Below are 12,709 nucleotides of genomic sequence, written 5' to 3'. Positions count from 1 at the left end.
CTCGCGCCGTCAAAGGGCCGTGGTGCCCCGCGTGAAGGCCCAGCCGTGATCCACGGGGCCGATCCCCCCGCCGAGTGCGAAACCGGCGGCGATGGCGCCCGTGACGTACTCCTTGGCGGCCGCCACCGCATCCGGCACGGGCAGCCCCTTCGCGAGGTGTGACGCGATCGCGGAGGCGAGGGTGCAGCCCGTGCCGTGGGTGTGGCGGTTGTCGTGGCGCGGGGCGCGCAGCCAGTGCTCCTCGGAACCGTCGGTGAGGAGGTCCACGGCGTCGCCCGCGAGATGGCCGCCCTTCACCACGACCCACCGGGGCCCGTACTCCAGCACGGCCGCCGCGGCCCGCCTGAGGTCGTCCTCCGTCTCGACGTGCACGCCGGTGAGTTGGGCCACCTCGTCGAGGTTCGGGGTCGCCACGGTCGCCACCGGCAGCAGCTTCGTGCGTACGGAGTCCAGCGCTGACGCCGCGAGCAGCGAGTCGCCGTGCTTGGACACACCCACCGGGTCGATCACGGCGGGCACGTCGGTGCCGCCGATCAATTCGGCCACCGTCTCGACGAGTTCGGCCGACGCGAGCATGCCCGTCTTGACCGCCTGCACGCCGATGTCGTCGACGACGCTGCGGTACTGGGCCCGTACCGCCTCCACCGGCAGCTCCCAAGCGCCTTGCACGCCAAGGGAGTTCTGGGCCGTGACAGCGGTGATCACGCTCATGCCGTGCACGCCGAGCGCGAGCATCGTCTTCAGGTCGGCCTGGATGCCCGCGCCGCCGCCGGAGTCGGAGCCGGCCACCGTCAGGACGTTGGCGATCATGACTCGATGTCCCCTCCGAAGTGGTCCCAGCCGCCCTTGCGGGTCCACGGTGCCCCGTCCACCGTCACCTGGGGCAGCGCCGAGGGGTTGAGGACCTCGCCGATGACCTTCCAGCGGGCCGGCAGCTTCACGTCCGGCGGGAAGGTCGCCACGATCGCGTGGTCCTCTCCCCCGGTCAGCACCCACTGCATGGGGTCGACGCCGACGGCCTGCCCGATGTCGTTCATCTGGGAGGGGATGTCGATCGCGCCGGAGCGGATGTCGATACGGACCTTGCTGGCCTCGGCGATGTGCCCGAGGTCGGCGATCAGCCCGTCGCTCACGTCGCACATCGCGGTCGCGCCGAGCCCGGCGGCGGCCGGACCCGCGTGATACGGCGGCTCGGGGCGCCGGTGCGCCTCGACGAAGGCGCGCGGCGAGCGGAAACCGCGGGCGAGCACGGCGTATCCGGCCGCGGACCACCCCAGCCAGCCCGTCACGGCGACCAGGTCGCCGGGCTGCGCGCCCGCGCGGGTCACGGGCTCCTGGTTGCGCAGATCGCCGAGTGCGGTGATCGACACCATGATCGTGTCGCCCCGTACGACGTCCCCGCCGACCACGGAAGCGCCCGCGACCTGGCATTCGTCGCGCAGGCCGTCCATCATCTCGGTCGGCCAGGTCACCGGGAGTTCGGCGGGCACGACCAGGCCGAGCAGCAGCGCCGTCGGCACCGCGCCCATGGCGGCGATGTCCGCGAGGTTCTGCGCGGCGGCCTTGCGGCCCACGTCGTACGCCGTGGACCAGTCGCGGCGGAAGTGCCGCCCCTCCAGCAGGATGTCGGTGCTGGCGACCACCCTGCGGTCGGGCGCGGCCACCACCGCGGCGTCGTCGCCGGGGCCTACCCGGACCGCCGGGGTGGTGGTGAGACGGGAGGTGAGCTCCCTGATGAGCCCGAACTCGCCGAGCTCACCAACAGTGCCCTTCATTGCCCTTACGCCCCTTCTGTCTCTGTCCGCACCCGGTCGCGCGTCACTACTGTCCTCGCTACGGTCGACGTGTACGTCAACTTCTGTCGTGTCTGCACCCCGGCGCGCAAGCCCCGGCCACCGCAGGTCTCCCCGCGGCGAGCGACGACGCGATACCGTGGCGTTCCTTTTCCCCACATGATCCTCGTGGCCGCCCTGGAGGTTCCGTGGTACAGGCGTACATCCTGATCCAGACGGAGGTCGGCAAGGCGTCGACCGTCGCCGAGACGATCAGCAAGATCCCTGGAGTCATCCAGGCCGAGGACGTCACCGGACCGTATGACGTCATCGTGCGCGCCCAGGCCGACACCGTCGACGCGCTGGGTCGCCTGGTGGTCGCCAAGGTCCAGCAAGTGGACGGCATCACCCGCACCCTGACCTGCCCGGTCGTACATCTGTAGCCCCCGTCTACCCTTGGCCGGTGAACTCTTTGCGTCACCGGCACATTTCTGTCCTCGGGCTGCCCGCGCTCGTCCTGCTGATCACCGCAGCGGGCTGCTCATCAGCAGACGGCAGCGCGTCGGCGGCGGTTCCCAGCCCCGGCGCGAAAGCCAGGCAACTGTGCCGGAACCTCGACAAGGTGCTGCCGGCCAAGGTGGACGGTGAGAGCCGTGAGGACCCCTCGCCCGCGTCCGCGCTGACCGCGGGCTGGGGGGACTCGGCGATCATACTGCGGTGCGGTGTGCCGCAGCCGCCGAAGATGGTCGATCCGAAGGTGGCCGAGGGCCGGGATCCGGACGCGGTGGCCGGTGGCGTGGAAGACGTCAAATGGCTGATGGAGAAGCAGGACGGCGGTGGGTACCGGTTCACGACCGCCGGCCGTCTCGCGTATGTCGAGGTCACCGCGCCGGAGGGCCGGGACAGCTCGAGTGTGCTGATCGACCTGGCTCCGGCCATCAAGAAGGCGATCCCCGAGGGGATCGCCAACTGAACGCCAACTGAATGCCACGGACCGCACGGGAACGGACCCGAACGGGTCCGGCTCCTACCTCAGACCCGTCGACCTGCGCAGCGCCGCCTCGATCAGCCTGTCCACCAGGTCCGGGTAGCTGATCCCGCTCGCCTGCCACATCTGCGGGTACATCGAGATCGGCGTGAAACCGGGCATCGTGTTGATCTCGTTGATCACGAACTCCCCGTCCTCGGTGAGGAAGAAGTCCGCCCGCACGAGCCCCTCGCACGAAGCCGCCTCGAAGGCGTCCACGGCAAGGCGCTGCACCTCCGCCGTCTCCTCCGGCGTCAGGGGCGCCGGCACGATCCCCGGCGTGGAGTCGATGTACTTGGCCTCGAAGTCGTAGTACGCGTGCGCGTCCGGCGGCGGGATCTCCGCGGGGACGGAGGCCCGCGGGCCGTCCTCGAACTCCAGCACCCCGCACTCGATCTCCCGGCCGCGCAGCGCCGCCTCGACGAGGATCTTCGGGTCGTGCCGCTGAGCCTCGGCGATCGCCTCGTCCAGGCCGGACAGGTCCTCGACCTTGGTGATGCCGATCGACGAACCCGCGCGCGCGGGCTTCACGAAGAGCGGCCAGCCGTGGTCGCCGGCGAGGTCGATGATCTTCTTGCGGGCGGCGGACTCGTCCCGCTCCCACTCGCGGGGCCGGATCACCACATACGGGCCCACCTTGAGCCCGAACGAGGTGAACACCCGCTTCATGTACTCCTTGTCCTGGCCGACGGCCGAGGCGAGCACTCCCGCGCCCACGTACGGCACCCCGGAGAGCTCCAGGAGGCCCTGGAGGGTCCCGTCCTCGCCGTAGGGCCCGTGGAGCACCGGGAAGACGACGTCGATCTCGCCCAGCGCCTTGGGCACCGATCCGGGCTCCGTGTAGACGACTTCGCGGTTCGCCGGGTCGACGGGGAGCACCACGCCGCCCTCGCTCGACTCGGCCAGCTCCTCGACGTTGGGCGTACGGCGCTCGGTGATCGCCATGCGTTCCGGTTCGTCGGCGGTGAGCACCCAGCGGCCGCTCTGCGTGATGCCGATCGGCAGGACGTCGTACTTCGTCCGGTCGATCGCGCGCAGCACGGCGCCGGCGGTGACCATGGAGATCCCGTGCTCGGAGCTGCGGCCGCCGAACACGACGGCCACGCGCGGCTTGCGCGGCTGCTGGTCAGGGCTCTGGGAGAGGTTCTCGGTGCTCATATCGCGTTGAGCGTACCCGCCCGTAGGGGCCGAGTCAGCGTTCGGCCCGCGCGGAAGCCGGAGGGCGTGCCGGTGTTCGCTCAGCGTCGTTCCGGCTTCGCGCTGCGCGACATCAGCTCCTTCAGGGCGACCACGGGCGGCTTGCCCTCGTGCACGATGCCGACGACGGTCTCCGTGATGGGCATGTCGACGCCGTGCCGCCGGGCCAGATCCAGCACGGACTCACAGGACTTGACGCCCTCGGCGGTCTGCTTGGTGACCGCGATGGTCTCCTGCAGGGTCATGCCCTTGCCGAGGTTGGTGCCGAACGTGTGGTTGCGCGACAGCGGCGAGGAACAGGTCGCGACCAGGTCGCCGAGGCCGGCGAGTCCCGCGAACGTCATCGGGTCGGCGCCCAGCCGGACCCCGAGCCGCGCGGTCTCGGCGAGGCCGCGCGTGATGAGCGAGCCCTTGGCGTTGTCGCCGAGCCCCATGCCGTCCGCGATGCCGACGGCGAGCCCGATGACGTTCTTCACGGCACCGCCCAGCTCGCAGCCCACCACGTCGGTCTCGGTGTAGGGCCTGAAGTACGGCGTGTGACAGGCGGCCTGGAGGCGCTGGGCGACAGCCTCGTCCGTACAGGCGACCACCGCGGCGGCCGGCATCCGCGCGGCGATCTCACGGGCGAGGTTCGGTCCCGTGACCACGGCGATCCGGTCCGAACCGACCTTGGCGACATCATCGATGACCTCGCTCATCCGCATCGCGGAGCCGAGTTCGACGCCCTTCATCAGCGAGACGAGCACCGTGCCGGGCGCGAGCAGCGGGGTCCACTCGGCGAGGTTGCCGCGCAGCGTCTGCGAGGGGATGGCGAGGACCGTGAAGTCGGCGCCGTGCGCGGCCTCGGCGGGGTCGGGCGTCGCCCGCAGGTTCTCCGGGAGCTCGACGCCGGGGAGGTAGTCGGGGTTCGTGCGGGTGGAGTTGACCGCTTCCGCAAGTTCGGGGCGGCGGGCCCAGAGGGTCACCTCGCAGCCCGCGTCGGCGAGGACCATGCCGAAGGCGGTGCCCCACGATCCGGTGCCCATGACGGCCGCCTTGACGGGCTTGCTCACGTGCCCTGCCCCTCTTCCTGCTCGGCCTTCGGCTGGTCCGGCGTCTGCCGGTTCTGAGCGGAGGTCCGGCGCCGCTGCTCGATGCGCTCCTGACGCGGATCGTACGGCGTCTGCGGCGCCTTCTCGCCGCGGATCTCCTCCAGGTGGCGGGTGACGGCGGCCATGATGACCTCGGTCGCCTCCTTCAGCAACTCCGGGGTCATCTCCTTGTCGTAGAAGCGCGCGAGGTCGACCGGCGGACCCGCAAGCACCCGGTGGGTCTTGCGCGGAAGGACGTTGGCCTTCTTGGCGTACGGCGGCAGCAACTCGTTGGCGCCCCACTGCGCGACGGGGATCACCGGGCACTTGGTCTGCAGGGCGACGCGGGCGGCACCGGTCTTGCCCGTCATGGGCCACTGGTCCGGGTCCCGGGTGATGGTGCCCTCGGGGTAGAACGCGACGCACTCACCGCGCTCCACGGCGTCGATCGCGGCCCGGAAGGCGCTCAGCGCGTCCGTGGTCTCCCGGTAGACGGGGATCTGGCCGGTGCCGCGCATCGCGGCGCCGACGAATCCCTTCTTGAAAAGCCCGCTCTTCGCCAGGAATCGCGGAACCCGGCCGGTGTTGTACTGAAAGTGCGCGTACGCGAAGGGATCGATGTGCGAATTGTGGTTCACCGCGGTGATAAATCCGCCCTCGGCCGGAATGTGCTCCATTCCACGCCAGTCCCGCTTGATCAGAACCACCAGCGGCGGTTTGCAGATCACCGCGGCGAAGCGGTACCAGAAGCCGATTCTGCGGCGGGGCACGCGGAGCACCTTCCTCTAGGAATCAAGGACATCGGGCCTGGGGGCCGCACAAGTGTCGCCCCAGGCCGCCGGTCTGTCGAGAACACCGTACGCCTCGCCGTCGCGGCTTCCTGATGGCCCTGGTGACGGCTGAGTGACAATGGCGGCGACTAGAGAGGGACGGAACGCGCGTGCAGTGGACCTTGGTCATACCCCTGAAACCCTTGGCGCGGGCGAAGAGCAGGCTGTCGGACACCGCCTCGGACGGGCTGCGCCCAGGCCTGGCCCTCGCATTCGCCCAGGACACCGTGGTGGCGGCGCTGGCCTGCCCGGCGGTCAAGGATGTGGCAGTCGTCACGGGCGACGCGCTGGCGGGCCGCGAGCTGGGCGCACTTGGCGCGCACATCGTCCCGGACGAGCCGGGCGGCGGCCTGAACGCGGCACTGGCACACGCGGCGGCAGTCGTACGGTCGTCCCGTCCCGAAAGCGCCCTGGCGGCCCTGAACGCCGATCTCCCGGCCCTGCGCCCGCTGGAATTGGCCCGCGTCCTGGACGCGGCGGCGGAATTCCCCCGCGCTTTCCTCCCCGACGCCGCGGCAATCGGTACCACTCTGCTGGCCGCTGCCCACGGACATGAATTGCGGCCCGCATTCGGCGAGGATTCCCGGGCCCGCCATCGTGCGTCCGGGGCAGTGGAACTGTGCCTCGACGAGGTGGACTCGGTACGCCAGGACGTGGACACCGGCGAGGATCTGCGGGCCGCACTGGCCCTGGGCGTGGGCTCGCGAACGACGGCGGCAGCGGCACGTCTGCTCATCGCCCCGCACCCGAACCACAACCCGTCGTAGGGTTGCAGCCATGCAGGCCACCGCATACACCTACGACGAAGACACCCGCTCCGGCAGTGTCCTCCTGGACGACGGCACCCCCGTCCCCTTCGACGCCCCGGCGTTCGACGCGGGCGGCCTGAGGCTGCTGCGCCCCGGGCAGCGGGTCCGCATCGAGACGGAGGGCGACGGCGCGGCCCTGCGGATCACGCTGGTGACGCTGCAGACCCTCTAGAAACACGCCGCGGGCCGGACTCCACGGGGAGTCCGGCCCGGCGCGTGAGTGCCCTGCGGTGCTACCTGTGACCCGCAGTTCTACCTCTTGCGGGCGGTGGCCTTCTTGGCCGTGGTCTTGCGAGCCGTCGACTTCTTGGCGGGCGCCTTCTTGGCGGTCGCCTTCTTCGCCGGGGCCTTCTTGGCCGTCGCCTTCTTGGCCGTGGTCTTCTTCGCCGCGGTGGTCTTCTTGGCGGCGGCCGTGGTCTTCTTCGCCGGCGCCTTCTTGGCGGTCGTCTTCTTGGCGGCGGCCGTGGTCTTCTTCGCCGTCGTCTTCTTCGTGGTCGTCTTCTTCGCGGCCGCCTTGGTGGTCTTCTTCGCGGCGGCCTTCTTGACCGTCGCCGAGGCGCCACCGGTCAGGCTGCCCTTGGGCGCCTTCTTGACGGCGACCTCGCCGCCCCGGGGGAGCTTCTTCGAGCCGCTCACCAGGTCCTTGAAGCCCTGACCCGCACGGAAGCGCGGAACGGAGGTCTTCTTGACCCGAACCCGCTCGCCCGTCTGGGGGTTACGGGCGTAACGAGCAGGCCGGTCGACCTTCTCGAACGAACCGAAGCCGGTGACGGAGACCCGCTCACCCGAGACGACCGCGCGGACGATGGCGTCCAGTACGTGGTCGACAGCCTCGGCGGCCTGCTGGCGGCCGCCCATCTTGTCGGCAATCGCTTCTACGAGCTGCGCCTTGTTCACGTCTTCCCCTTCGGAGACATCGCCAGAACGAAAGTGTTCAAGCTTTTTCGCACGTTAGGCAGATATATACCGCAAATCAAACACGAAACGGGCTAATCACCCTTGTGCCGCAACAGACTCGACTGTCTCGAAGGTGTTCAGCGTTCCTCTTCGGGGAATCGCCCCGCGTCGAGATCCGCCATGAACCGCTCCAGACGCCTTGTCGCTTCGGCGACGTCGTGCTTGGCCGCGGCCGTAATGACCAGCAGCTTCCGGGTCAGCGCCATCCGTACGCCCTCCGGGACTTGCAGTGCGCGCACCCTTCCATGCGCTTCCTTGAGTTGGTCCGCGACTGCCGCATAGAGCTCGAGTTGGCCGTCGTGTTCCATGCACAGATTGTGCCATCTGGGGCGAGTTGTCGCCTGCCAGGGGTGCAACTCCGGCCTCAAATGGCCTTCCGGGCACTTGCGGAAGCCGCGATGACAACACTCGCGTACCCCTTCAACATCCTTCGTAACGTGGGAAGTTGAGCGCGACGGGTGAGCGGCGCAGGGCCGTTCGGGTGCAGACATGGCAGTACCCCCGATCGGGCTGATCGGGGGTACTGCGGGGGTGTTGTGGTGGCCGAAAGTGGCCTTGTTTCGAAGTCTGGGCTCGCGCCTCGGGGTCAGGCCCTCGGATCAGGACTGGAGGGTGCGCGGCTTGAACGACGGCCGCTTCGTCTCGTAGGCGGCGATGTCGGCCTCGTTCTGCAGGGTGATCGAGATGTCGTCGAGGCCGTTCAGCAGCCGCCAGCGGGAGTTCTCGTCCAGCTCGAAGGAGGCGGTGATGCCCTCGGCGCGCACCTCACGGGCCTGAAGGTCGACCGTGACCTCGGCCTGCGGGTCCTTCTCGGTGAGCTCCCACAGCGCGTCCACGATCTTCTGCTCCAGAACCACCGTGAGCAGGCCGTTCTTGAGCGAGTTGCCTCGGAAGATGTCCGCGAAGCGCGACGAGATGACGGCCTTGAAGCCGTAGTTCTGCAGCGCCCACACGGCGTGCTCACGGGAGGAACCGGTGCCGAAGTCGGGACCGGCGACCAGCACCGTGGCGCCTTCGCGCTCGGGGCGGTTGAGCACGAACTCCGAATCCTTGCGCCAGGCCTCGAACAGCCCGTCCTCGAACCCGTCCCGGGTCACCTTCTTGAGCCAGTGAGCAGGGATGATCTGGTCGGTGTCGACGTTGGAGCGGCGCAGCGGGACGGCCCGGCCGGTGTGCGTGGTGAATGCTTCCATGGCTGATCAGACTCCAGCGGGCGTACGGGTCTCGGCGTCGGACAGGTCGGCCGGGGAGGCCAGGTGGCCCAGGACCGCGGTGGCCGCCGCGACCTGCGGCGACACCAGGTGCGTACGACCGCCCTTGCCCTGCCGGCCCTCGAAGTTGCGGTTGGAGGTGGACGCGGAGCGCTCACCCGGAGCCAGCTGGTCGGGGTTCATGCCCAGACACATCGAGCAGCCCGCGTGCCGCCACTCGGCGCCGGCCTCCTTGAAGACGACGTCCAGGCCCTCGGAAACGGCTTGCAGACCCACCCGAGCGGAGCCGGGGACGACCAGCATCCGTACGCCGTCGGCGACTTTACGGCCCTTCACGAGCTCCGCGGCGGCGCGCAGGTCCTCGATGCGGCCGTTGGTGCACGAGCCTACGAAGACGGTGTCCACCTTGATGGAGCGCAGCGGCTGACCGGCCTCCAACCCCATGTATTCCAGGGCCTTTTCGGCGGCGAAGCGCTCCGAAGCGTCTTCGTACGAAGCAGGATCGGGGACGTCCGCCGAAAGCGGCGCACCCTGGCCGGGGTTGGTGCCCCAGGTGACGAACGGCGACAGTTCGGCGGCCTCGATCACGACCTCGGCGTCGAACTCGGCGCCCTCGTCCGTCCTCAGCGTCTTCCAGTACGCGACGGCCGCGTCCCAGTCCTCGCCCTTGGGGGCGTGCGGACGGCCCTCGAGGTAGTCGAAGGTGGTCTGGTCGGGGGCGATCATGCCCGCGCGGGCGCCGGCCTCGATCGACATGTTGCAGATGGTCATCCGGGCCTCCATCGAGAGCTTCTCGATGGCGGAGCCGCGGTATTCCAGGACGTAGCCCTGGCCGCCGCCGGTGCCGATCCGGGCGATGATCGCCAGGATCAGGTCCTTGGCGGTGACGCCCTCGGGCAGTTCGCCGTTGACCGTGATGGCCATGGTCTTCGGACGGGCCATGGGCAGCGTCTGGGTGGCCAGCACATGCTCGACCTGGGAGGTGCCGATGCCGAACGCCAGACCGCCGAAGGCGCCGTGCGTGGAGGTGTGCGAGTCACCGCAGACGACGGTCATGCCGGGCTGGGTCAGTCCCAGCTGGGGGCCGACGACGTGTACTACGCCCTGCTCGACGTCGCCCAGCGGGTGCAGGCGCACACCGAAGTCGGCGGCGTTCTTGCGCAGCGTCTCCAGCTGGATGCGGGAGACCGGGTCCGCGATGGGCTTGTCGATGTCGAGGGTCGGGGTGTTGTGGTCCTCGGTGGCGATGGTCAGGTCGAGCCGGCGCACCTGGCGACCGCTCTTGCGGAGGCCGTCGAAGGCCTGCGGGCTGGTCACCTCGTGCAGCAGGTGCAGATCGATGAAGAGGAGGTCGGGCTCGCCCTCGGCGCGCCGGACGACATGGTCGTCCCAGACCTTCTCCGCGAGTGTCCTACCCATCGCTTTCCCTCCGGCCGGTATACGGTCCACCGGCCCAACTAGAGATCTTGAGAAGGCGACCTGCGCCCGCGCCCCTGCTTCCGGGCGTCCGCCGCCAGGCCCGCTCTGATTTACGGGCCGCTCTGCCTTCGTTCTTCCAGAGTGGCGTGTTCCACGGAAAATTGAACTTGCGTTTCACAGAGTGAGACGCGAGTATCGTTTCATGGACAACAGTAGCGGCGTCGGCGTTCTGGACAAGGCAGCCCTTGTCCTGAGCGCCCTGGAGTCCGGTCCGGCCACCCTCGCAGGGCTCGTCTCGGCCACCGGACTGGCACGACCCACGGCCCATCGACTGGCCGTGGCTCTGGAACACCACCGCATGGTGGCGCGTGACATGCAGGGCCGTTTCATTCTCGGTCCTCGCCTCTCGGAACTGGCCGCGGCGGCCGGTGAGGACCGCCTGCTCGCCACGGCGGGCCCGGTCCTCACCCACCTCCGTGACGTGACCGGCGAGAGCGCACAGCTCTATCGCCGCCAGGGCGACATGCGCATCTGCGTCGCCGCGGCGGAGCGGCTGTCCGGCCTGCGGGACACGGTCCCGGTCGGCTCGACGCTCACCATGAAGGCGGGCTCCTCGGCGCAGATCCTCATGGCCTGGGAGGAGCCGGAGCGCCTGCACCGCGGTCTGCAGGGCGCCCGCTTCACAGCGACGGCCCTCTCCGGCGTACGACGCCGAGGCTGGGCCCAGTCGATCGGCGAGCGCGAGCCGGGCGTCGCGTCCGTCTCCGCGCCGGTGCGCGGCCCGTCGAACCGCGTGGTGGCCGCCGTATCGGTCTCCGGCCCCATCGAGCGCCTCACCCGCCACCCCGGCCGCATGCACGCACAGGCGGTCATCGACGCGGCGGGCCGCCTCTCCGAAGCGCTGCGTCGCTCGGGCTGATCGAAGGACGTCAGGGCCGCCTCAACGCCGCGGCAGGCCCTGACAGTTCACGGATCAAGGGGGGCGACAAGCCCCCACCACCACCGCGCACCCGCCCGAACAACAGAAACGGCCCCCCACCTCACGCGCATCCGCTGAGGTGGAGAGCCATCGATCTGTACCCCCGACCGGATTCGAACCGGCGCTACCGCCTTGAGAGGGCGGCGTGCTAGGCCGCTACACAACGGGGGCCTGGACACTGCGTTTCCGCAGGTCCGAGCTGGTCTACCTGGACTCGAACCAAGACTAACTGAACCAGAATCAGCCGTGCTGCCAATTACACCATAGACCAATGTGGTTTAGACCAGTCAGTACCCCCGACCGGATTCGAACCGGCGCTACCGCCTTGAGAGGGCGGCGTGCTAGGCCGCTACACAACGGGGGCCCTAGCGATCCTGCATCGAAGTCGGCGGGAGCTACCCGAGCCGTCCTCGCGGGAAGGATCTGTACCCCCGACCGGATTCGAACCGGCGCTACTGCCTTGAGAGGGCAGCGTGCTAGGCCGCTACACAACGGGGGCTTTGCGGATGAGATCCGCGACGCAGATGAGCTCTGCGAGCTGGCCTACCTGGACTCGAACCAAGACTAACTGAACCAGAATCAGTCGTGCTGCCAATTACACCATAGGCCACTGGAACGCAAGCCCCTGAGGGGATCTCGTTCTAGTTTGCTCCCCCGGATTCCGGCCTTTCGGCCCGCTCTCCGGCGGCGCAGGAAGAACATTACCCGAAGGTGGACGGGGCTCCAAAACGGGTATCCGCGCCGAGGAGCGCGGGGAGTTCGGCGAGGGAGGCGATCCGGTGCGGCCCGCCGGGGGCGTCGTCGCTGGTGTACACGCCGTCACGGTTGATCCACACCGACAGCAGTCCGGCGTCGGCGGCACCCCGCCCGTCGATCTCCGGATGATCACCGACGTACGCCACTTGGTGCGGGGCGAGCTCCAGTGCTGTGCAGGCGGCGTGGAAGGCGCCGGCCTCCGGTTTCGAGATGCCCAGCTCGGCGGCGCACAGGATCGCCTCGAACCGGTCGTGGACCCCGAGCACCCGCAGCTTGCGGTCCTGGACGACGAGGCTGGAGTTGGACAGGACGGCGTGTCGGTGACTGGTCGCGAGGGCGTCCAGGACGGGCAGGACGTCCGGGAACAGGGCCCAGGCGGCCTCGTAGTGCGTGATGTACCGCCGGAACCATGCCTCCGCCTCGGCGTCGGTGAGCTCCTTGCCGAGGAAGACCCGTACGCGATCACGCCGCTGGCCCTCGAAGGTCGCCTCCCCCGCCGAGAACCGTGCCCACTGCTGATCGGTGACCTGCCGCCAGCGCACGAGGGCCTGCTCGACAGTGTCGTACCCGTCGAGCAGGCCCTCGGCCAGCAGGTGCGCGCGCATTCCGGCGCGGTCGGCCGCGGTGTAGTCGAAGATGGTGTCGTCCACGTCCCAGACCACGGCCCTGATGCGCATGATCC

15 protein-coding genes and 5 tRNA genes are annotated in these 12,709 nt (G+C 69.4%); 5 read left to right on the top strand and 15 right to left on the bottom strand.

Annotation, left to right across the window (positions count from 1 at the left end; genetic code table 11):
- Positions 1-9 precede the first annotated feature (9 nt).
- Both thiD and ACZ7L5_RS36090 read right to left on the bottom strand, forming a co-directional pair.
- On the bottom strand, positions 10-810 hold the full coding sequence (gene thiD / locus ACZ7L5_RS36095; RefSeq protein ID WP_471522328.1) for a bifunctional hydroxymethylpyrimidine kinase/phosphomethylpyrimidine kinase: 801 nt from the start codon (positions 808-810) through the stop codon (positions 10-12).
- Entirely contained in the window at positions 807-1,775 is a 969-nt protein-coding gene (locus ACZ7L5_RS36090) for a thiamine-phosphate kinase (RefSeq protein ID WP_328878972.1), read from the bottom strand. The genes thiD and ACZ7L5_RS36090 overlap by 4 nt, the downstream gene beginning before the upstream one ends.
- 206 nt (positions 1,776-1,981) lie before the next feature.
- Here ACZ7L5_RS36090 and ACZ7L5_RS36085 point away from each other — a divergent pair, with 206 nt between their 5' ends.
- Positions 1,982-2,215 carry an Lrp/AsnC family transcriptional regulator gene (locus ACZ7L5_RS36085; RefSeq protein WP_328422984.1) on the top strand — a complete coding sequence of 78 codons (234 nt, stop codon included), beginning with the start codon at positions 1,982-1,984 and terminating at the stop codon, positions 2,213-2,215.
- Between the two features lie 20 nt (positions 2,216-2,235).
- A complete protein-coding gene (locus ACZ7L5_RS36080) occupies positions 2,236-2,745 on the top strand; it encodes a DUF3515 domain-containing protein (RefSeq protein WP_328878973.1) in 510 nt (169 codons plus the stop codon).
- Positions 2,746-2,799: 54 nt separating this feature from the next.
- Here the strand turns inward: ACZ7L5_RS36080 and ACZ7L5_RS36075 are convergent, their stop codons facing one another.
- The 3 genes from ACZ7L5_RS36075 to ACZ7L5_RS36065 form a co-directional block, all read right to left on the bottom strand.
- The gene (locus ACZ7L5_RS36075) at positions 2,800-3,957 is read right to left on the bottom strand and encodes a D-alanine--D-alanine ligase family protein (protein WP_328878974.1); all 1,158 of its coding nucleotides are present in this window, start codon (positions 3,955-3,957) and stop codon (positions 2,800-2,802) included.
- A gap of 80 nt (positions 3,958-4,037) precedes the next feature.
- Positions 4,038-5,048 carry an NAD(P)H-dependent glycerol-3-phosphate dehydrogenase gene (locus ACZ7L5_RS36070; protein WP_328878975.1) on the bottom strand — a complete coding sequence of 337 codons (1,011 nt, stop codon included), beginning with the start codon at positions 5,046-5,048 and terminating at the stop codon, positions 4,038-4,040.
- On the bottom strand, positions 5,045-5,836 hold the full coding sequence (locus ACZ7L5_RS36065; RefSeq protein ID WP_471522325.1) for a lysophospholipid acyltransferase family protein: 792 nt from the start codon (positions 5,834-5,836) through the stop codon (positions 5,045-5,047). Before ACZ7L5_RS36065 ends, ACZ7L5_RS36070 begins: the two co-directional genes overlap by 4 nt.
- Positions 5,837-6,006: 170 nt before the next feature.
- Between ACZ7L5_RS36065 and cofC the strand changes: the two genes are divergently transcribed.
- Positions 6,007-6,663 (top strand): 2-phospho-L-lactate guanylyltransferase, encoded by a 657-nt coding sequence (gene cofC / locus ACZ7L5_RS36060; protein WP_471522323.1) that lies wholly within the window; start codon positions 6,007-6,009, stop codon positions 6,661-6,663.
- Between the two features lie 10 nt (positions 6,664-6,673).
- A complete protein-coding gene (locus ACZ7L5_RS36055) occupies positions 6,674-6,877 on the top strand; it encodes a hypothetical protein (RefSeq protein WP_328878978.1) in 204 nt (67 codons plus the stop codon).
- 80 nt (positions 6,878-6,957) lie between these two features.
- Here ACZ7L5_RS36055 and ACZ7L5_RS36050 read toward each other — a convergent pair whose 3' ends face one another.
- From ACZ7L5_RS36050 to leuC, 4 genes are all read right to left on the bottom strand, one after another.
- Positions 6,958-7,602, bottom strand: coding sequence for an HU family DNA-binding protein (locus ACZ7L5_RS36050; RefSeq protein ID WP_471522322.1), 645 nt, complete (start codon positions 7,600-7,602; stop codon positions 6,958-6,960).
- Positions 7,603-7,739: 137 nt separating this feature from the next.
- Entirely contained in the window at positions 7,740-7,970 is a 231-nt protein-coding gene (locus ACZ7L5_RS36045; RefSeq protein ID WP_328878980.1) for an SCO5555 family protein, read from the bottom strand.
- Between the two features lie 291 nt (positions 7,971-8,261).
- Positions 8,262-8,855 carry a 3-isopropylmalate dehydratase small subunit gene (gene leuD / locus ACZ7L5_RS36040; protein WP_362384220.1) on the bottom strand — a complete coding sequence of 198 codons (594 nt, stop codon included), beginning with the start codon at positions 8,853-8,855 and terminating at the stop codon, positions 8,262-8,264.
- Between the two features lie 6 nt (positions 8,856-8,861).
- Positions 8,862-10,292 carry a 3-isopropylmalate dehydratase large subunit gene (gene leuC, locus ACZ7L5_RS36035; RefSeq protein ID WP_471522320.1) on the bottom strand — a complete coding sequence of 477 codons (1,431 nt, stop codon included), beginning with the start codon at positions 10,290-10,292 and terminating at the stop codon, positions 8,862-8,864.
- A 202-nt stretch (positions 10,293-10,494) separates the two neighbouring features.
- Between leuC and ndgR the strand changes: the two genes are divergently transcribed.
- The gene (ndgR, locus tag ACZ7L5_RS36030) at positions 10,495-11,211 is read left to right on the top strand and encodes an IclR family transcriptional regulator NdgR (protein ID WP_328423005.1); all 717 of its coding nucleotides are present in this window, start codon (positions 10,495-10,497) and stop codon (positions 11,209-11,211) included.
- A gap of 158 nt (positions 11,212-11,369) precedes the next feature.
- On the opposite strand, the gene ACZ7L5_RS36025 is transcribed toward ndgR, so the two are convergent.
- The 6 genes from ACZ7L5_RS36025 to ACZ7L5_RS36000 all read right to left on the bottom strand — a co-directional run bounded on the left by ACZ7L5_RS36025 (position 11,370) and on the right by ACZ7L5_RS36000 (position 12,704).
- Positions 11,370-11,442: transfer RNA gene (locus tag ACZ7L5_RS36025), tRNA-Glu, on the bottom strand.
- 28 nt (positions 11,443-11,470) lie between these two features.
- A tRNA-Gln gene (locus tag ACZ7L5_RS36020) sits at positions 11,471-11,542 on the bottom strand.
- 20 nt (positions 11,543-11,562) lie between these two features.
- A tRNA-Glu gene (locus tag ACZ7L5_RS36015) sits at positions 11,563-11,635 on the bottom strand.
- 62 nt (positions 11,636-11,697) lie between these two features.
- A tRNA-Glu gene (locus tag ACZ7L5_RS36010) sits at positions 11,698-11,770 on the bottom strand.
- Positions 11,771-11,809: 39 nt separating this feature from the next.
- Positions 11,810-11,881 (bottom strand) — tRNA-Gln (locus ACZ7L5_RS36005).
- Positions 11,882-11,972: 91 nt separating this feature from the next.
- Entirely contained in the window at positions 11,973-12,704 is a 732-nt protein-coding gene (locus tag ACZ7L5_RS36000; RefSeq protein WP_471522318.1) for an HAD family hydrolase, read from the bottom strand.
- Between the last annotated feature and the right edge of the window lie 5 nt (positions 12,705-12,709).

It is taken from the genome of Streptomyces sp. NPDC107528, from assembly GCF_055639295.1.
The sequence above is the reverse complement of the archived record's forward strand: the minus strand, read 5'-3'. Positions and strand labels throughout refer to the sequence as shown.